General features: G+C 65.5%; 16 protein-coding genes. 9 read left to right on the forward strand and 7 right to left on the reverse strand.

The genetic code is table 11. From position 1 onward, the window contains the following. Positions 1 to 2 precede the first annotated feature (2 nt). The 5 genes from rpsO to QX135_RS01520 all read left to right on the forward strand — a co-directional run bounded on the left by rpsO (position 3) and on the right by QX135_RS01520 (position 5,259). Positions 3 to 272: a 30S ribosomal protein S15 gene (gene rpsO, locus QX135_RS01500; RefSeq protein WP_009025947.1), complete on the forward strand. Its 270-nt coding sequence runs from the start codon at positions 3 to 5 to the stop codon at positions 270 to 272. Positions 273 to 634: 362 nt separating this feature from the next. After that, complete coding sequence (gene pnp / locus QX135_RS01505) at positions 635 to 2,791, forward strand: polyribonucleotide nucleotidyltransferase (RefSeq protein ID WP_315758130.1); 2,157 nt, start codon at positions 635 to 637, stop codon at positions 2,789 to 2,791. Positions 2,792 to 2,937: 146 nt separating this feature from the next. Then, the gene (locus tag QX135_RS01510) at positions 2,938 to 3,408 is read left to right on the forward strand and encodes a GNAT family N-acetyltransferase (RefSeq protein WP_316177834.1); all 471 of its coding nucleotides are present in this window, start codon (positions 2,938 to 2,940) and stop codon (positions 3,406 to 3,408) included. A gap of 114 nt (positions 3,409 to 3,522) precedes the next feature. After that, complete coding sequence (locus QX135_RS01515) at positions 3,523 to 4,359, forward strand: hypothetical protein (protein ID WP_316177836.1); 837 nt, start codon at positions 3,523 to 3,525, stop codon at positions 4,357 to 4,359. Positions 4,360 to 4,626: 267 nt separating this feature from the next. Next, positions 4,627 to 5,259, forward strand: a complete 633-nt coding sequence (locus QX135_RS01520; protein ID WP_316177838.1) for a hypothetical protein — start codon at positions 4,627 to 4,629, stop codon at positions 5,257 to 5,259. A 19-nt stretch (positions 5,260 to 5,278) separates the two neighbouring features. Here the strand turns inward: QX135_RS01520 and QX135_RS01525 are convergent, their stop codons facing one another. The 4 genes from QX135_RS01525 to fabA all read right to left on the reverse strand — a co-directional run bounded on the left by QX135_RS01525 (position 5,279) and on the right by fabA (position 10,258). Continuing rightward, entirely contained in the window at positions 5,279 to 7,264 is a 1,986-nt protein-coding gene (locus tag QX135_RS01525; RefSeq protein ID WP_316177839.1) for an autotransporter outer membrane beta-barrel domain-containing protein, read from the reverse strand. Positions 7,265 to 7,488: 224 nt separating this feature from the next. Beyond that, the gene (gene fabI, locus QX135_RS01530; protein WP_315735608.1) at positions 7,489 to 8,289 is read right to left on the reverse strand and encodes an enoyl-ACP reductase FabI; all 801 of its coding nucleotides are present in this window, start codon (positions 8,287 to 8,289) and stop codon (positions 7,489 to 7,491) included. A gap of 147 nt (positions 8,290 to 8,436) precedes the next feature. Continuing rightward, the gene (fabB, locus tag QX135_RS01535) at positions 8,437 to 9,660 is read right to left on the reverse strand and encodes a beta-ketoacyl-ACP synthase I (RefSeq protein ID WP_315735610.1); all 1,224 of its coding nucleotides are present in this window, start codon (positions 9,658 to 9,660) and stop codon (positions 8,437 to 8,439) included. Between the two features lie 76 nt (positions 9,661 to 9,736). Next, positions 9,737 to 10,258, reverse strand: a complete 522-nt coding sequence (fabA, locus tag QX135_RS01540) for a 3-hydroxyacyl-[acyl-carrier-protein] dehydratase FabA (RefSeq protein ID WP_315735612.1) — start codon at positions 10,256 to 10,258, stop codon at positions 9,737 to 9,739. 456 nt (positions 10,259 to 10,714) lie between these two features. Here fabA and irrA point away from each other — a divergent pair, with 456 nt between their 5' ends. Beyond that, positions 10,715 to 11,185 carry an iron response transcriptional regulator IrrA gene (gene irrA / locus QX135_RS01545; protein WP_315758200.1) on the forward strand — a complete coding sequence of 157 codons (471 nt, stop codon included), beginning with the start codon at positions 10,715 to 10,717 and terminating at the stop codon, positions 11,183 to 11,185. 107 nt (positions 11,186 to 11,292) lie between these two features. Here the strand turns inward: irrA and QX135_RS01550 are convergent, their stop codons facing one another. After that, positions 11,293 to 11,778 (reverse strand): SH3 domain-containing protein, encoded by a 486-nt coding sequence (locus QX135_RS01550; protein ID WP_409997689.1) that lies wholly within the window; start codon positions 11,776 to 11,778, stop codon positions 11,293 to 11,295. Between the two features lie 413 nt (positions 11,779 to 12,191). On the opposite strand from QX135_RS01550, the gene QX135_RS01555 reads away from it, so the two are divergent. Then, a complete protein-coding gene (locus tag QX135_RS01555) occupies positions 12,192 to 13,193 on the forward strand; it encodes a D-glycerate dehydrogenase (RefSeq protein WP_315735614.1) in 1,002 nt (333 codons plus the stop codon). A 284-nt stretch (positions 13,194 to 13,477) separates the two neighbouring features. On the opposite strand, the gene QX135_RS01560 is transcribed toward QX135_RS01555, so the two are convergent. Further along, complete coding sequence (locus QX135_RS01560; protein ID WP_316177842.1) at positions 13,478 to 14,284, reverse strand: molybdopterin-synthase adenylyltransferase MoeB; 807 nt, start codon at positions 14,282 to 14,284, stop codon at positions 13,478 to 13,480. 151 nt (positions 14,285 to 14,435) lie between these two features. On the opposite strand from QX135_RS01560, the gene QX135_RS01565 reads away from it, so the two are divergent. Then, complete coding sequence (locus tag QX135_RS01565) at positions 14,436 to 15,794, forward strand: peptidoglycan-binding protein (RefSeq protein ID WP_316161310.1); 1,359 nt, start codon at positions 14,436 to 14,438, stop codon at positions 15,792 to 15,794. Between the two features lie 451 nt (positions 15,795 to 16,245). Then, complete coding sequence (locus tag QX135_RS01570) at positions 16,246 to 17,049, forward strand: ParA family protein (RefSeq protein ID WP_316161312.1); 804 nt, start codon at positions 16,246 to 16,248, stop codon at positions 17,047 to 17,049. Between the two features lie 68 nt (positions 17,050 to 17,117). Here the strand turns inward: QX135_RS01570 and QX135_RS01575 are convergent, their stop codons facing one another. Next, positions 17,118 to 17,603 (reverse strand): cyclic nucleotide-binding domain-containing protein, encoded by a 486-nt coding sequence (locus tag QX135_RS01575; protein WP_315775824.1) that lies wholly within the window; start codon positions 17,601 to 17,603, stop codon positions 17,118 to 17,120. Positions 17,604 to 17,658: the final 55 nt, after the last annotated feature.

Here is a 17,658-nt window from a genome sequence, read left to right on the forward strand (position 1 = left end):
CGATGTCGGTGACCGCAGAGCGCAAGGCGGAAATCATCAAGGCGAATGCCACCAAGGCCGGTGATACCGGTTCTCCCGAGGTGCAGGTTGCGATCCTCTCGGAACGCATCAACAACCTGACCAGCCACTTCAAGACCCATGGCAAGGACAACCACTCCCGCCGCGGCCTCCTGAAGCTGGTCTCGACCCGCCGTTCGCTGCTGGACTATCTGAAGAAGAACGACGAGGCGCGCTACAAGGCGCTGCTCGAGAAGCACAACATTCGCCGTTGAGCTTCGACTGGGAATGAGCGCGCGCGGTGTTGCGCGCGTTGATGGCATGATGCCGAGGACGCCGCTTCGATCGCGGCGTTCGCGAATCCGGGATCATGCGGTCTGGCTGGATCTGGAAAGAGGCAGATACGCCCTTCGACTGATCCTGCCCGGACCGTGCAGTACGCCTCAGCAGCAATCCGGCCGCTGGGCGTGACGGGCAAGGTGCCCGTTACTTACGAGAAGGATGGACGCCATCCGAAATAAGAAAACCATGGCAGGATCGCAGGGCGCTGATCGCAATCCAGCGCCCTGCAATCTTGCGCATGGTTTTTTTGTTTCTGCGGGGTCCGCCTTCGATCATCTCATGAAAGAAGATACCCATGTTTACCAAGCATTCCGTCGAGATCGACTGGGGCGGGCGTCCGCTCAAGCTTGAAACCGGCAAGATCGCCCGCCAGGCGGACGGCGCCGTCGTCGCCACCTATGGCGAGACCGTCGTGCTCGCCACCGTCGTCGCCGCCAAGGCGCCGCGCGAAGGCGTCGACTTCCTGCCGCTGACGGTCGACTACCAGGAAAAGACCTACGCTGCGGGGCGCATTCCCGGCGGCTATTTCAAGCGCGAGGGCCGTCCGACCGAGAAGGAGACGCTGGTCTCCCGCCTGATCGACCGCCCGATCCGCCCGCTGTTCGTCGACGCCTGGCGCAACGAGACCCAGGTCATCGTGACCGTGCTGTCGCACGACATGGAGAACGATCCGGACATCGTGGCGCTGGTCGGCGCGTCGGCCGCGCTGACCTTGTCGGGCGTGCCGTTCAAGGGCCCGATCGGCGCGGCTCGCGTCGGCTTCGCCAATGACGAATACATCCTCAATCCCACCCTCGACGAGATGGCCGACACCCAGCTCGACCTGGTCGTCGCCGGCACCTCTGACGCCGTGCTGATGGTGGAATCGGAGGCCAAGGAGCTCAACGAGGACATCATGCTCGGCGCGGTGATGTTCGGTCACCGTCACTTCCAGCCGGTGATCAATGCGATCATCGAGCTCGCCGAGAAGGCCGCCAAGGAGCCGCGCGACGTCGCGATCATCGACAACGGCGCGATCGAGAAGGAGATGCTTGGGATCGCCGAGCAGGACCTGCGCAAGGCCTATGCGATTCCCGTGAAGCAGGAGCGCTACGCCGCCGTCGGCGCCGTCAAGGAAAAGGTGATGGCGCACTTCTTCCCCGAAGGGCAGGAGCCGAAATACGACAAGCTCCGCCTCTCCGGCGTGTTCAAGGAGCTGGAAGCCAAGATCGTTCGCTGGAACATCCTGGACACCGGCAAGCGCATCGACGGCCGCGACGCCAAGACCGTGCGCAACATCGTCTGTGAGGTCGGCGTGCTGCCGCGCGCCCACGGCTCGGCGCTGTTCACCCGCGGTGAGACCCAGGCACTGGTCGTAACCACGCTCGGCACCGGCGAGGACGAGCAGTACATCGACGCGCTGTCGGGAACGTACAAAGAGACGTTCCTGCTGCACTACAACTTCCCTCCCTACTCCGTTGGTGAGACCGGCCGTCTCGGCGGCACCAAGCGTCGCGAGATCGGCCACGGCAAGCTCGCCTGGCGCGCCATCCACCCGGTGCTGCCGCCGCACCACGAGTTCCCCTACACCACGCGCGTGGTGTCGGAGGTGACGGAGTCGAATGGCTCGTCGTCGATGGCCACCGTCTGCGGCTCGTCGCTGGCGCTGATGGATGCCGGTGTGCCGCTGAAGCGGCCGACCGCGGGCATCGCGATGGGCCTGATCCTCGAAGGCAGCCGCTATGCGGTTCTCTCCGACATCCTCGGCGACGAGGACCATCTCGGCGACATGGACTTCAAGGTCGCGGGCACCGAGAGCGGCATCACCTCGCTGCAGATGGATATCAAGATCGAGGGCATCACCGAGGAGATCATGCGGGTTGCGCTGGGCCAGGCCCGCGACGGCCGCATCCACATCCTGGGCGAGATGTCCAAGGCGCTGACCGCCGCGCGCGCCGAGCTCGGCGAATACGCGCCGCGCATCGAGACCTTCAAGATCCCGACCGACAAGATCCGCGAAGTGATCGGCACCGGCGGCAAGGTGATCCGCGAGATCGTCGAGAAGACCGGCGCCAAGGTCAACATCGAGGACGACGGCACCGTCAAGGTCGCCTCCAACGACGGCGAGGCGATGAAGGCCGCCATCAAGTGGATCAAGTCGATCGCCTCCGATCCGGAGGTCGGCCAGGTCTATGACGGCACCGTCGTCAAGGTGATGGAGTTCGGTGCCTTCGTGAACTTCTTCGGCACCCGCGACGGCCTCGTGCACATCTCGCAGCTCGCCGACAAGCGCGTGCAGAAGACCTCCGACGTCGTCAAGGAAGGCGACAAGGTCAAGGTCAAGCTGCTCGGCTTCGACGACCGCGGCAAGACCAGGCTGTCGATGAAGGCGGTCGACCAGACCACCGGCGAGGATCTCGAGGCCAAGCAGAAGGACGCGCCCGCCGAGGCGCGCGAAGCCGCCGGCGAGTAAAGCCGGCGCACCCTTCGAATGAAATACAAAGGGCGGCTTTCGGGCCGCCCTTTTTTGTTGTCCTATTGGTCGCGCACCCTCACGCGTCCCAGGTCACGGCTGCGGATGCAGAGGCCAAGCCGTCACCTCGCTTCAGGTCACCACACATGCTCCATCCTATCATCCGCCCTGCCCGCCCGGACGAATACGACGCCGTCGCCAGGCTCTGGATGGAGAGCTGGTGCTCGACCGGATTGGAGACCCCGAGCGAGAGGCTGCTCGCGCTCCTCAGGGAGCGCGTGCCGCGTGAAGTCGCTGGCGGCTGGAGCCTGTTTGTCGTCGACGACGGCGGCCGCCTCGCAGCGATGCTCGCGATCAACGTCCCCACGCTCTATCTCGACCAGCTGATGATCGCCCCGTCCCATCAGGGCCGCTCGCTCGGCCGCCGGCTGCTCACCTTCACCCGCGAGCTGCTGCCGGACGAAGTGTGGCTGCGCTGCGCAAAGGGCAATGACAAGGCTTGGCGCTGGTATGAGCGCGAGGGCTTCGTGCTGGAAAAGGAGGAAGCTGACCCGCTGCACGGCCGGATCATGAAATATTATCGCTGGAAGCGTGACGGTCAGGCGGCAGGCTCCTGATCGCAGGGCGTGCAAGCGCAAATCTTACGCGTGGCGACCGGAAACCATTGCGTGCGCCTTCGCAGGCGAACTAAGTTCGAGTTCGCGACGACCTCGCATTCTCGAACCGTACCCATGTCCGTTCCGCTCCTGTCGATCCGCCGCCTTGCGCTCGTCGCCCTCGCCGCTGCCTTCGCAACCGGGGCTTGGGCCCAGGCTCCGTCAACAACGGCGCCCAAGGCCGCGCCCGCGGCCAAGAAACCCTCCGGAAAGGCAAAGCCGATGGCGAAACCAGGCGCCATCGAAAGCGGTCCGTGCCGTCTTGGCGTCATTTCCGCACTCGGCGACCAGCTCGCCGTCAGCAAGTTCGGTCTCACCGTGTTTGAAACCGAAGAGGACGAAGTCACGTTGCCGGGATGGGGACTGGACGACCTCGCCATGGCGCGCGTGCGCGCGGCTACCGGCGGCGATCCGACCGTGCGCAGGATCGGCTATCCGAAAGGCGCGTTCGAGGTCTACTACCACCCGACATCGCGCTTCCTGCCCGATCCGAAGGAGAGCCTGACCGCGATCGTGCGCAACATCACGACGAATGCGAGCTGCGCGCGCTATCTCGTCGTCACCAGGTTCGAGACGACCATTCCCAACACCACCCTGAGGCTCAGAGGCATCGGCGCCTACAATCAGGGGGTCGGATCGATCCTCAGGCACTCGCATCTGTTTGCGAACGTCAACATCACGCTCGTCGACGGCCAGTCCTACGAGAAGATCAGCTCGTTCTCGGCCGACACCGGCGCCAGGCTTGCCGAGACCATGAGGCTCACCGAAGACCCTCTCAACAAGCTCGACAATGCCGACTTCCCCGAGCCTCTCGCGGCTGCGGCCTCCAGCACCGTCCTGCGCGAGCGGCTGCGCACCTTGGTCGCGGCGAAGCTCGATCGCGACCTGCCGAGCTATCTGAAGATCGAATGATGCGGGCGCAGACTTCGGACGACTCGAACGAGCTCCCTTCGAGCTCCCTTGGCTTGATCCTTTTCCTCCCTGCGACGAGCTCTCCCAGTGACCATCTCTCGCCGATTTGCTGCGCTCATCATTGCCATGCTCTGGTCCTCCACCAATGCCCTGGCGCAATCGGCCCCGGCGCCGCTGAATGCCAAGCCCGCGAAGCCAGCAGGCAGCAATGCCAAGGCCGCCAAGCCGGCGACGGCCCTCCGCGAGGGCGGACCGTGCGACATCGGGGTGATCGCCGCGCTCGGCGATGTCTTCACGGTGCAGAAGAACGGCATGACCCGCCTGGGCAACGAGTACGCCGAAGTGCCGGTGCCCTGGGGCTTCGACGACATCGTCTACGCGCGTGTGAAGGCAGCCGCGGGTGATGCCGGAATCCGCCGCATCGGCGTCCCCAAGGGAGCATTCGATCCGTTCTATCAATCGCCCCCGATCAAGGCTGAGAACGGGAAGCTCACGCCCATCGTCAGGAAGGCGGCCGGCTCGGCGGGGTGTGCTCGTTACCTCGTGATCACGCGCCGGACCGACAGCGAACCGTCGACAAACGACGAGGTTACCGGCGTCGGTGTCATCAACAGGGGCGAGGGATTTGGCCGGATCAGCCACGTCTTCATCATGCTCGATATCCAGCTCTACGACGGGGCGACATTCGAGACGCGCGAGCCTGCCATGAGCTCGAAGTCGCTGCTCTCACGGCTGACCTCCGGCGTCGGCCCGCCGTCTCACGCCGGAGACGTCGACAACTCTGCATTCCCCGCCTCGCCGCCAGAGGCTGCGAACAACAATGTGCTGCGTGACATGGCGCGTTCGATGCTCAAGTTCCGGCTCGACCAGCGCTTGCCGGCCTATTTCGGGCGCGAATAGAACGACGAGCTCAGGCGCGTCACAGCCTGATCTTCAGCACCGCGTGGCCCGACTGCTGGACGAGACCGGACGATGTCGCGTTGATGCCGTAGCGGATGCTGAGGTCGAGCCGGTCGTTGCCGGCGGCCACAAGACCAAGGCCCGCCGAATAGATCCATGGCGACAGGCCGAGGCCATGGGTGACAAAGCTCTCGCCGCCGCCCGAGAACGCCGCGCTGATCTGCAGCGGCTGATTCAGCGCGTTGTAGCCGACGCCGATATCGCTGGTCAGACGAATCTGCCTGGTGGGCGCGTAGACAGCTTTCAGCTGCGCCGTCGTCACGAGCTCCTGATAGATCTGAGGATCGACGTTGAGGCTGAAACCGCCGGCACCGTTCTCGCCGTAGGAATTGCTGCGAACCGTGCCGTAGTCCAGGCGCAGTGCTGGAACGAGGGCGAAGCCATCTTGCAGCGGAATGCGCGTCTTGATGCCTGCGCCGGCATGGCCGCTGTAGGAACGATAGCTGCCGCCGGCGGATGCACCCATGAAGCTCAGCGACCGGTTTTCGCCGTTATCGGTCGATCCGCCATCGAGCTGATAGTCGAAGGTGACATCACGGGTGATCGCGTAGGCCCCATAGAGCCCGAGCTGATAGGAAGCGAGAGCGAGACGGTTCGGCACGGCGGCGTCGCTTCCGGTGATCGTGTGATGAGAATAACCGAGAACGCCGCCAATGATGGCGCGGGACGAGACTGCGACGTCGGCGCCGAACGCCAGACCGCCGCCGGAGGCGTCATAGCCGGGAACGCCATCGCGCCCCGCCTGCTGCGCGGTGCCGCCGAGAGGCTGCATCCAGACATTGCGACCAGCGGCCCAGCCGACGCTGCTGACATCATCGAGCCTGTTGGTCATCGTCTGCCGGAACACCTGCTGGCTGACATGGGTCGCCTGCGAGGCCGCCCCGGTCAGCACCGGCAACGTCTGCTTCACGGCAGCGCTGAGAGATGGACCGCTGAGATTATCGAGCGCGGCAAAGCCCGAGACCATCGATCCAGTCCAGCCGGCCGAGGTCATCGACAGCCGGTACAACACGTCAGCCGCTTCCAGGCCGACGCGGCCGCCTGCAGACCGCAGCGTTTCCGCGTAAGGCTGGATCAGCGACATCGTCGCCAGTCCTCCCGTCAAATTCCCGGTAAGGTCGTAGGTCGACACCAGCATCTGCGCGCCCGCGGCGTTGCCGCTCGCCGTGCCATAGAGGCTGGTCAGGGTGCCGCGCCAGAGGGTGTTGAACAGCACGCTGCCCTCGGGAGTCACCGAGCCGAGCAGCGTGAAGCCCGCCGCGGCGCTGCCGGGCGGTGCGACGCCCGCACCCCAGAAATAGCCGTTCTGATAGCTCGTGATGACGAAACGGCCCGGCGCCTGCGTGCCGAACAATGTCGGACTGACGATCCGCCAGGGCGTGCCGGCGGTCCACGCCCATTGCGGCACGGAATTGGCCGGCACCGGCGCCGACGGCGGCGGCGTGAAGGTCGCGGGATCATAGGGCAGCATGTAGGCCCAATGCGTCACCAGCAGGCTGTCGCCGGTGATCATCTGCATTTCCATGCAGGTCACGCCGTTGACGTTGCGCATATAGCCGAGTCCGACCGTCACGGTGCCGCCGCCGGTCGGCGTGAACAGCATGGTGATCTGGCCGCTGGTGGTGACGAAGCCCTGGATGGTCGAGGTGTCCGTCAGCAGCGCCAGGCCGATCCTGAGCTGCGCGACGCTGGTGCCGGTGAAGGCGCCGTTGGTCGCGGTGCCCAAGGTCCACAACGTCTGGTCACCGATCGGGATCGGATTGGAGAAGCCCGTCTTCGGCGACATGTAGGCGAGCAGTTGCGCCGTCGGCACATACCAATTCGTGTTGGAGATCGTGGAGTCCCAGACGCTCGATTGCGCCTGCGCCGGCCCGGCGTTCCCCGCCGCAAGCACAATGCCGGTCATCGCGCAGAGAGCGATGACGCGGGCCTTCGAACGCAGCATCAATCGCCCCCACGACTTGTCTTGCTGCCGGCGCGAGCGGCTGGCTGACGGCCGCGGCCGATGCACCGGTCATGATGCATCGCAGCGTCGTCGCAACAACCAACAAGAGTTGCGCCAATGCTTCCTGATTAGCCGTTCAGGAACATTGTCTTCAACTGGGAAAATTTGGGTCGATCGGGGGACGGAGTCTCGCGTTCCCCTGATACCGCCGATGCGCGCGGAGGTCAGTCCGCCTTGAGATCCTCGGGGCGCGGCATCGAGATCACGTTGTAGCCGGAATCGACGTAGTGGATCTCGCCGGTGACGCCACCGGACAGCTCCGACAGCAGATAGAGCGCCGAGCCGCCAAGCTCCTCCAGGGTCACGCCGCGGCCGAGCGGCGAGTGCTTCTGCTGGAAGGCGAACATGAAGCGGGCATCGCCGATGCCCGAGCCCGCCAGCGTGCGCACCGGTCCGGCCGAGATCGCGTTGACACGGATGCTGCGGCGGCCGTAGTCGGCGGCGAGATAGCGCACCGAGGCTTCCAACGCGGCCTTGGCAACGCCCATCACGTTGTAGTTCGGCATCACCCGGTTGGAGCCGTCGAAGGTCAAGGTGATCATGCTGCCGCCGCTCTCCGGCATCAGCTCGGCGGCGCGCTTGGCGATCTCGGTGAAGGAGAAGCAGGAAATCAGCATCGTGCGCGCAAAATTCTCGCGCGAGGTGTCGGCGTAGCGGCCCTTGAGCTCGTTCTTGTCGGAGAAGGCGACGGCGTGGACGACGAAGTCGAGCCCGCCCCAGGCCTCCCGGAGCGCCGTGAATACACTGTCGACGCTGGCGATGTCCTCGACGTCGCAGGACAGCACGTGCTTGACGCCGAGTTCGTCGGCCAGCGGACGGACGCGCTTGCCGAGCGCGTCGCCCTGATAGGTGAAGGCCATCTCGGCGCCATGCGCCGCCAGCGTCTTGGCGATGCCCCAGGCGATCGAATGGTCGTTGGCGATGCCCATGACCAGGCCGCGCTTGCCTGCCATCAGACCCTGCATGATGTCTCTCCTTCGTCATGCCGGGATCGGCCCAGCCAGGATGATCGTTCCGCCTTCGAGACGCCGATGGCCGGACATCGGTGCGAAGAATGAGCTTCGCGCTGCTGCCCGGCCATGATGCCGACGAAACCAGTGCTGTTGGAAATCTTAAGCGTCGAGCTGCTTGAACACCAGTGTCGCGTTGGTGCCGCCGAAGCCGAACGAGTTCGACAGCACGGTGCCGAGCTTGGCGTTATCGATGCGCTTGCGCACGATCGGCATGTCGGCAAAGGCGGGATCGAGCTCGGTGATGTTGGCGCTCTCGCAGATGAAGCCGTTCTTCATCATCAGCAGCGAATAGATCGCTTCCTGGACGCCGGTGGCGCCGAGCGAGTGGCCGGTCAGCGCCTTGGTCGCGGCGATCGGCGGACATTTCTCGCCGCGGCCGAACACTTTCCGGATCGCCTCGATCTCCGGCGGATCTCCGGCGGGTGTCGAGGTCGCATGCGGATTGATGTAGTCGATCTTGGTCTTCACGGTCGACAGCGCGAGCTGCATGCAGCGCTCGGCGCCCTCGCCGGAAGGCGCAACCATGTCGTAGCCGTCGGACGTCGCGCCGTAGCCCACGATCTCGCCGTAGATCTTGGCGCCGCGCGCCTTGGCATGCTCGAGCTCTTCCAGCACGAGGACGCCGGCGCCGCCTGCGATCACGAAGCCGTCGCGCGTGACGTCATAGGGCCGCGACGCGGTCGCCGGCGTGTCGTTGTGCTTGGACGACATCGCGCCCATCGCGTCGAACAGCACCGACAGCGTCCAGTCGAGCTCCTCACAGCCGCCGGCGAACATCACGTCCTGCTTGCCGTACTGGATCATCTCGTAGGAATTGCCGATGCAATGATTGGAGGTCGCGCAGGCCGAGGAGATCGAGTAGTTGACGCCCTTGATCTTGAACCAGGTCGCCAGCGTCGCCGAGGCCGTCGACGACATCGCCTTCGGCACGGCGAACGGACCGACGCGCTTCGGGCCCTTGGTGCGGGTGATGTCGGCCGCTTCCACCAGCGTGCGCGTCGATGGCCCGCCTGAGCCCATGATGATGCCGGTGCGGACGTTGGAGACGTCGGTCGGCTCCAGCCCGGAATCGAGGATCGCCTGCTCCATGGCGACATGATTCCAAGCCGCCCCCTCGCCGAGGAAGCGCATGGCGCGGCGGTCGACCACGTCGGCGGGATTCAGCGTCGGCGCACCTTGCACCTGCGAACGAAAACCAAGCTCGGCATATTTCTCAGCACGGGAGATGCCGGACTTCGCCTCGTACAGGCTGGCGAGCACCTCCTGGGTGTTGTTGCCGATCGATGAGACGATGCCCATGCCCGTGATGACAACCCGCCTCATGATGTCCGCCTCACTTTGCTCGTGTGTTCTGTTGCAGCCGTGCCTGCTGCACTGTCTGTGGTCGCAGCCCGCTGGTTCAAGTCGGCGCGGCGTCCTGCTTGAACAGCCCGACCTTCAGGTCCTTGGCGCGATAGATAATCTCGCCATCCATCGAAAGCCACCCGTCGGCAATACCGAGCACCAGCTTTGAGCGCATCACGCGCTTGATGTCGACATTGTACACAACCTTGCGCGCGGTCGGCAGAACCTGGCCGGAGAACTTGAGATCGCCGAGGCCCAGCGCACGGCCGCGCCCGGCGCCGCCGGTCCAGCCGAGGTAGAAGCCCACCATCTGCCACATCGCATCGAGGCCGAGACAGCCCGGCATCACCGGATCATTCTTGAAGTGGCAGCCGAAGAACCAGAGATCCGGCTTCACGTCGAGCTCGGCGCGGACGACACCCTTGCCGAACTCACCGCCGGTCTCGGAGATCTCGACGATCCGATCGAACATCAGCATCGGCGGCAGCGGCAGTTGTGCATTGCCGGGGCCGAACAGCTCCCCGCGGCCGCAGGCCAGCAGGTCCTCGTATTCATATGCGCTGCGCCGATCCAGCATGCTTGGTGGCCTTTCTCAACGATCCCCGGTGGAATTTGTGCCGCGCGACATGGACCGTTCCCGCGCGCCGCCCCCCCCTCCGCGCCGCGCTGGCCGGTCATCGCGTCGGCACGAAGGCTGGGCCATCGCACCTGGCGAACATGACCGTTGTCAGCGGCGGGCCTAACGACGCCTGGATTCGCGCACATGGCCATCACGGCCGCCGGCGCTCACCATGGCAGGGCAATCGGGTCCGGGCGCTCTCTAACATAGAGGATTGCGGCGTCAATGCGCGTATCCAGGTAAATCGACGCGGCACCGGGGCCCGCGCCCGAACCGGGCGGTAAATGCAGTTTAGGGGCGTTCTAGATACGTTAGTTGCGATAAGCTTGCATCTGAATGGGTTTCTTCCTATATCGGTTATAGATGAGAGCGAATTGTGCGGTGCTTGAAGTGGATGTCAGCAACAACGCCTCGATGAGTGGTCATGACCGCGGCAGCCCGGATCTCGGGAACGGCCGGCAGCCAGCCCTCAACGGCTGCCCATGGCACGACGTCAACGAGATGCTGCAGGCGGCCGGGCTGCGCCCGACCCGCCAGCGCATGGCCCTTGGCTGGCTGTTGTTCGGCAAGGGTGCGCGGCATCTGACGGCGGAAATGCTCTACGAGGAAGCGACGCTGGCCAAGGTTCCGGTCTCGCTCGCCACGGTCTACAATACGCTGAACCAGCTGACCGATGCCGGCCTGTTGCGTCAGGTCAGCGTCGACGGCACCAAGACCTATTTCGATACCAACGTCACGGCCCACCATCACTTCTATCTCGAGAACAACCACGAGCTGGTCGATATCCCTGACCAGCATCTGGCGTTGTCGAAGCTGCCGGAGGCGCCCGAAGGTTACGAGATCGCCCGGATCGATATGGTCGTCCGGCTGCGCAAGAAGCGCTGAGCCTCCAGAACATCTTCATCGAGGCATCATGCCCGTACCCGCTGCGGGCATTTTTGTGTCGGGAGCGCGTCAGGATAGAGGTCGGCGCATTGCGCTGACCTGGGCCTTCAATTGACCTGTTCGTCGGCGTAGACGCCCCACAGCCGCTGCTGCTGGATCCAGCCTTCGAAACCATTGCCGAGCACGCGGCACCAGCCATTGCCGCATTTCTTCACCTGCGCGACGACGCCGGCCTGCAGCCGCGCCGTGACCGCGCTCGCCGCGTCGGCGCTCTCATAGATCGGGGCGAGATCGTCCTTGTTCTTCATCGTGACCACCGCCGTGCGGCGCCCCGACAGCAACGAATGATAGACCCACCCCTCCGAGCCCTCGGAATCGCGCACGCGGCGCCAGTTCTCATATTCCGCGGTGATCTCGACCGGCAGGCCGGAGCGCGTATAGACCCAGGCCACGTCGTTGTCCTTGGTCGGACCGGCGCGAACGTTCACATGATCCGACTTCAGGCTGACATAGCGCGGCACCGGCAGGCCGCTGGTGGTGAGAACAGAGTCCTTCGCCGCAACGCCCCCTCTGCCGACGGCAACGTCGAACAGACAGACCAGCAGCACCACGACTGCACCGAAACGCCACAACGTCAAATTACTCAACTCACTCTCCCTCGAAAGGACCGACGCGCGCTCCGATCAAAGCGGATTGCGTTGCGATCCTTCGCCCGATCCCCATCGAACTGCCCGGCTGCCCCCCTTCGTGCACAGAGAGGGCTTGCCGAAAGCGCCAGTCCCGACCCGCCGTTGGCTTCTTGTCTTGGCCCGGCCTTCTGCTAGACAGGACCGAACACAAGCGGCCAGGAAGCGCCTGAGAATCGCTCGCGAAGCCCTGTCAGGAACGGATCGGCCCACCTGCGAGATCCGACACGACCAGTCCAGGGAAGCGCCGCTCTCAGGCGACGACGGTAGTTTCGGCGAACCCGGTTAATGAGGTCTGAAGGATCTCATGAGAGCAGCACATGTCAGGTAGGAAAAAGCCCCTCGTCGTGGTGACACGCAAGCTGCCGGACTCGGTCGAGACCCGCATGCGCGAGCTGTTCGACGCCAGGCTCAATCTCGACGACGAGCCGTTGAGCCAGGAACAGCTCGCCGACGCCGTGCGCACCGCCGAGGTGCTGGTTCCGACCGTCACCGACCACATCAGCGCCGACATTCTCAATCAGCCCGATTGCAAGCTGCGCATGATCGCCAACTTCGGCAATGGCGTCGACAATATCGACGTTGCGGCGGCGGTGGCGCGCGGCATCACCGTCACCAACACGCCGAAGGTCCTCACCGAGGACACCGCCGACATGACCATGGCGCTGATCCTCGCGGTGCCGCGGCGGCTGATCGAGGGCGCCTCGATCCTGACCGAGGGCAAGAACTGGGCGGGCTGGTCGCCGACCTGGATGCTCGGCCACCGCATCGGCGGCAAGCGGTTGGGCATCATCGGCATGGGCCGCATCGGCCAGGCCGTGGCGCGGCGCGCCCGCGCCTTCGGCCTGCAGATCCACTATCACAACCGCCGCCCGGTCGCCCCGGTGATCGCCGACGAGCTCGGCGCCACCTACTGGGAAAGCCTCGACCAGATGCTGGCGCGGATGGACATCATCTCGGTGAACTGCCCGCACACGCCGGCGACGTTCCATCTCTTGTCGGCGCGCCGGCTGAAGCTGATCCGCAAGGACGCCTACATCGTCAACACCGCGCGCGGCGAGGTGATCGACGAGGAGACGCTGACGCGGCAGATCGAGGCCGGCGACATCGCCGGCGCCGGTCTCGACGTGTTCGAGCACGAGCCCGCGGTCAATCCGCGCCTGGTCCGACTCGCCAAGGCCGGCAAGGTGACGCTGCTGCCGCACATGGGCTCGGCCACCATCGAGGGCCGCGTCGAGATGGGCGAGAAGGTCATCATCAACATCAAGACCTTCCTCGACAACCACCGCCCGCCGGACCGCGTGCTGCCGAGCATGCTGTAGGCCGATCGATCCGCCAGCCTCTTAGTCGGTGTCCCCGACGCGATCGCGCTGCACCTTGTCCACGACGGCAGCGGAGTGGGTGTCAAGCCCGGCACCTCATCACATGTGTCGTCCCCGCGAACGCGGGGACCCATACCGCGTGATATCTGAAACAGGCAGGCCGCACGTTCCGCGCATATCACCGAATGCGGTGGCTGGGTCCCGGATCGGCGCCCGCCGGCGCTCTCGCGTCCGCCGGGCTTGTCCGGGACGACAACGGAGGACCTGGCGCGGTTCTCACCGCATTACGGCTTCTGATGCGCGCTCAGATCGGCAATCACCAACCCATCGCCATTGAGCGGATTTGACGGATCACGGCCATAGCGCAGGGTCTCGAACCGCATCGTCCGCGCGTCCAGCATCAGCAACCGGCCGACCAGGCCCTCGCCGAAGCCGACGATCTCGCGGATCGCCTCCAGCGCCATCATCGACCCCAGCATGCCGGCGAGCGCCCCCATCACGCCAGCCTCGGCGCAGGCCGGGACGGTGCCGGGTGGCGGCGGCTCCGGGAACAGGCAGCGATAGGTCGGATTAAACTGGCCCTTCTCATCCCGCTCATGCGCCCGGATCGTCGTCAGCGACGCATCGAAGGTGCCGAGCGCGCCGGTGATCAGCGGCCGCGCGGCCAGGAAGCAGGCATCGGAGACGAGATAGCGGGTGTCGAAATTGTCGGAGCCGTCGAGCACGAGATCATAAGCGCCGATCAGATCGAGCGCGTTGTCGGCATTGAGCCAGGTCCGATGCGCCATGACGCTCACATGCGGATTGAGCGCGTTGATGCGCTCGGCGGCGCTCTCGACCTTGGGTCTGCCGATGTCGGGGGTCGCATGGATGACCTGGCGCTGCAAATTCGACAGCGACACCACGTCATCGTCGACGACGCCGATCGTGCCGACGCCGGCAGCGGCGAGATACATCAGCGCCGGCGCGCCGAGGCCGCCTGCGCCGACCACCAGCACCGCGGCGCGCTTCAGCGCCGCCTGACCGGGACCGCCGACGTCGCGCAGCACGATGTGACGGGCATAGCGCTCCAGTTCTTCGTCGCTCAGCATCGTTGCACCGTCCTTCCGCTGCCGCACCGCTGTCAGCCCATTGTCGGCCCGTAGCGAAGACGGCGGATCTCCGCACTGAACCCTCGCCGGATTGTGACCGACCAAGCAGATGTGCTTATTTATGTCAGCGGCAAGAGCATCGGGATTTGTCATGAGACGGCTGGCCTCGGCAACCTTCATCTGCGCCATCGCCGCGTGCGCATCGGCGCAGGCCCAGACGCCGCAGGGCGCGTTGCCAGGCGCCAAGCCCAAGCCGGTCGCGACCCAGCCGGTGCGCCCGGGCGTGCAGGCTCCCGCCGACACCGCCAATGCGATGAGCCAGGCCGAGCGGCTCGCGCTGCAATCCGATCTCGCCTGGGTCGGCCAGTACAATGGCGCGATCACCGGCGACGTCAGCGAGCGCATGGTCAACGCGATCAAGGAGTACCAGAAGCTCGCCGGCCGCAAGCCGACCGGCGTGTTGAACCCGCAGGAGCGCGCCGTGCTCGCCGACACCGCGCGCCGCAAGCAGGAGGGCGTCGGCTGGAAGCTCGTGACCGAACCGGTCAGCGGCGCGCGGCTCGGCATTCCCACCAAGCTGGTGCCGCAACAGACCAGCGACGGCACCGGCTCGAAATGGACCTCGCCCACCGGCACCGTGCAGGTGGCGCTGTCACGCCGCAAGGAAGCCAACCCGACCACCGCGACGCTCGCCGACCGCGAGAAGAAGGAGCCCGGCCGCACCGTCGATTACAGTGTGGTGAAGCCCGACTTCTTCGTGCTGTCCGGGCTACAGAACCTGAAGAAGTTCTACATTCGCGGCACCTTTCGGGGCGACGAGGTGCGTATCCTGACCATCCTCTACGATCAGGCCACCGAGAACACGGTCGACCCGGTGGTGATCGCGATGTCGAGCGCGTTCACCGCGTTTCCGTCGACATTGGCCGCGCAGCCCGCGCCACGGCGCAGCGTCGATTACGGCACCGGCATCATCGCGAGCCAGGACGGCGCCATCATCGCCGATCGCGAGGTCACCGACAGCTGCGTCGCGATCACCGTTCCCGGCTTCGGCCATGCCGAGCGCGTCGCCGAGGACAAGGAGCGCGGGCTCGCGCTACTGCGCATCTACGGCGCGCGCGGCCTGAAGCCGCTGGCGCTGTCGGGCGGCCGTGCGAAATCGTCGGTCGACATCGTCGGCATCGCCGATCCGCAGAGCCAGGGCGGCGGTGCCGCGATCAGCACCGTCAAGGCCCAGCTCGCCGCCAACGGCGCGGGTGACGCCTCGCTGGCGCCGGCGCCGGGCCTCGGCTTCTCCGGCGCGGCGGCGCTCGACGGCGATGGCAAGTTCGCCGGCGTCACCCTGCTCAAGCCAGGAATCATGGCCGGCACGGCGCTCATCCCGTCCACACAGGTCGTGATGGTGAGCGCCGATGCGACGCGCGCCTTTCTCGCCACGCATGGCGTCAAGCCCGACGGAACCTCGCTCGACGCCAAGGCGGCGACGGTGCGCGTGATCTGCGTGCGGAAGTAAAGCCTGCGCCAAACCGGTTCGGCATCGCGATCATGCCGCTGCGCACTGCGGCGCGGCAGCGTTTACGCAATGTTAAGCATGTCGTTTTAGAAAAAATTAAGGGCCCAACGGCGGCCGGCGGGGATCGGACGTGCAGCATCGCGACTGCATGGGATGATGCTCGGCGATGCCGATCGCTTGCCCGCGGCTCGCTGCCACTCAACTTCCTAGCACCTTGCTATCAACTCGGAACGGCTCCCGCCGTAGTCAACCGGTCTGTGCAGGCACAGGCCGAGCGTGAGATGGTTCGAACAGTTTTGTCGGCGTGCTGATTCGGACCACCGCGATCGCTCTTCATGAGTTGGATCGGGCCGGGACTGTCCTGAGCGAGAATAGCTCTGCACCGCGATCGCGATGCACTCAGCTTTGGCGTTCTCATAAGTTCCGTCAACATCCGAAGGACTGTCTCCCGATGTACACGATCGTTTTGGCCACGCAGAAGGGCGGCAGCGGCAAGAGCACGCTGGCGATTGGTCTGGCCGTAGCGGCCCAGCAGGCCGGCCACAAGGTGCGCGTGATCGAAACCGACCGTCAGGGCACGCTCACGAAATGGCAGGCGCGCCGCGCCGCGGGCGAGCCGATCGTCGAAGCCGTCTACGATGCCAAGACGATCGAGCCTCGCCTCGATGCGCTGGCCCGCGACGGCGTCACCCTCTGCGTGATCGACACCGGGGCCGGCATCACGGCATCCACGACGGCCGCGATCCGCCACTGCGATCTGTGCCTCATTCCGGCGCGGCCGAGCGTCGCCGACATCGAGGCGACGGCACCGACGCTCAGCGTCGTCAAAGCCTGGCGCAAGCCGTTCGCCTTCGTGCTCAACCAGGCCCCGATCCGCGGCGGCCACCGCGTCACCGACGCGACGACCGCGCTCGACGCCGACGCTCCACGCGACATCGCCGAGGTGCTGGCGCAACCCTTCATCATGATGCGCAACGACCACCAGGACGCGCTCGCCGCCGGTCTCGGCGTCAGCGAGTTCGACGCGGCCGGCAAGTCGGCGCAGGAGATTCGCAGCCTGTGGCGCTGGACCGCGGGCAAGCTCGCCGGCGACCACGTCATGCACGACGCGGGCGAGCTGAAGGACGCGAGCGAGCACGCCGAGGTCGAATTCCCGATCATGCTGACGCCGCAGGTCGAGGAGGCCAAGGTGCCGGTGGCGCGGGCCTATCCGACCTGGGCCGACAACGGCATCAACTGGAAGGCTGGGTTGTAGTTGGAATTTGCTCTGAGCTTTCACGGCGCGGGCGGTGCGCTCCCTCTCCCCGCAAGGCTGGGAGAGGTTCAGAAACCCGACGACCGCGCGCCCGTCTCCAGCGCCTTGATCCGCGCATCGGCGCGACGCAGGCGGCGGCACAGCTCGCGATTGATGTTTTGCATCACGATCACATAGGCCTGGATGTCGGCCTTGTAGAACGCGTAGAGATTCTGTGCCGTCAGCTCATACAAGATGGTCGGCGTCTCCGCGACCACCGTGGCCGACCTGTTCTGCATTTCGAGCAAGGTCATCTCGCCAAAGAAATCGCCGGGCGCGAGAGACGACATGCGGATCGCAATGCCCGTCTCCAGGCGCTCGCTCACCTCCAGCGTGCCGCTGTGCACGACGAACATCGAGCGGCCCGCCTCGCCTTCGGCGACGACCACGGCGCCCCTGTCGAAGCGACGCTCGACCAGCATCGAGACCAGCAGATCAAGGCTCGCGTCAGGCAGGCCGCCAAAGAACGGCGTCGCGAGCAGGAATGCTTTCAGATCGGGCGAGCTGACAGCCATGGCCGCAGTATACGCCCACCCTCGTCCGTCACAAGCGGACCGGCGCAGCCGGCCG

The organism is Bradyrhizobium sp. SZCCHNR1098 (genome assembly GCF_032489375.1).
In the GTDB taxonomy this organism is placed as follows: Bacteria; Pseudomonadota; Alphaproteobacteria; order Rhizobiales; family Xanthobacteraceae; genus Bradyrhizobium.

Excerpts from the sequence above, each read along its gene's own strand:
- fabA (WP_315735612.1), bottom strand. The coding sequence starts at position 10,258 with ATGCTGGATCGGCGCAGCGCATATGAATACGAGGACCTGCTGGCCTGC.
- QX135_RS01560 (WP_316177842.1), bottom strand. The coding sequence starts at position 14,284 with ATGCTGAGCGACGAAGAACTGGAGCGCTATGCCCGTCACATCGTGCTG.
- QX135_RS01575 (WP_315775824.1), bottom strand. The coding sequence starts at position 17,603 with ATGGCTGTCAGCTCGCCCGATCTGAAAGCATTCCTGCTCGCGACGCCG.
- rpsO (WP_009025947.1), top strand. The coding sequence starts at position 3 with ATGTCGGTGACCGCAGAGCGCAAGGCGGAAATCATCAAGGCGAATGCC.
- fabB (WP_315735610.1), bottom strand. The coding sequence starts at position 9,660 with ATGAGGCGGGTTGTCATCACGGGCATGGGCATCGTCTCATCGATCGGC.
- irrA (WP_315758200.1), top strand. The coding sequence starts at position 10,715 with ATGAGTGGTCATGACCGCGGCAGCCCGGATCTCGGGAACGGCCGGCAG.
- QX135_RS01525 (WP_316177839.1), bottom strand. The coding sequence starts at position 7,264 with ATGCTGCGTTCGAAGGCCCGCGTCATCGCTCTCTGCGCGATGACCGGC.
- fabI (WP_315735608.1), bottom strand. The coding sequence starts at position 8,289 with ATGCAGGGTCTGATGGCAGGCAAGCGCGGCCTGGTCATGGGCATCGCC.
- pnp (WP_315758130.1), top strand. The coding sequence starts at position 635 with ATGTTTACCAAGCATTCCGTCGAGATCGACTGGGGCGGGCGTCCGCTC.
- QX135_RS01510 (WP_316177834.1), top strand. The coding sequence starts at position 2,938 with ATGCTCCATCCTATCATCCGCCCTGCCCGCCCGGACGAATACGACGCC.
- QX135_RS01515 (WP_316177836.1), top strand. The coding sequence starts at position 3,523 with ATGTCCGTTCCGCTCCTGTCGATCCGCCGCCTTGCGCTCGTCGCCCTC.
- QX135_RS01570 (WP_316161312.1), top strand. The coding sequence starts at position 16,246 with ATGTACACGATCGTTTTGGCCACGCAGAAGGGCGGCAGCGGCAAGAGC.
- QX135_RS01565 (WP_316161310.1), top strand. The coding sequence starts at position 14,436 with ATGAGACGGCTGGCCTCGGCAACCTTCATCTGCGCCATCGCCGCGTGC.
- QX135_RS01555 (WP_315735614.1), top strand. The coding sequence starts at position 12,192 with ATGTCAGGTAGGAAAAAGCCCCTCGTCGTGGTGACACGCAAGCTGCCG.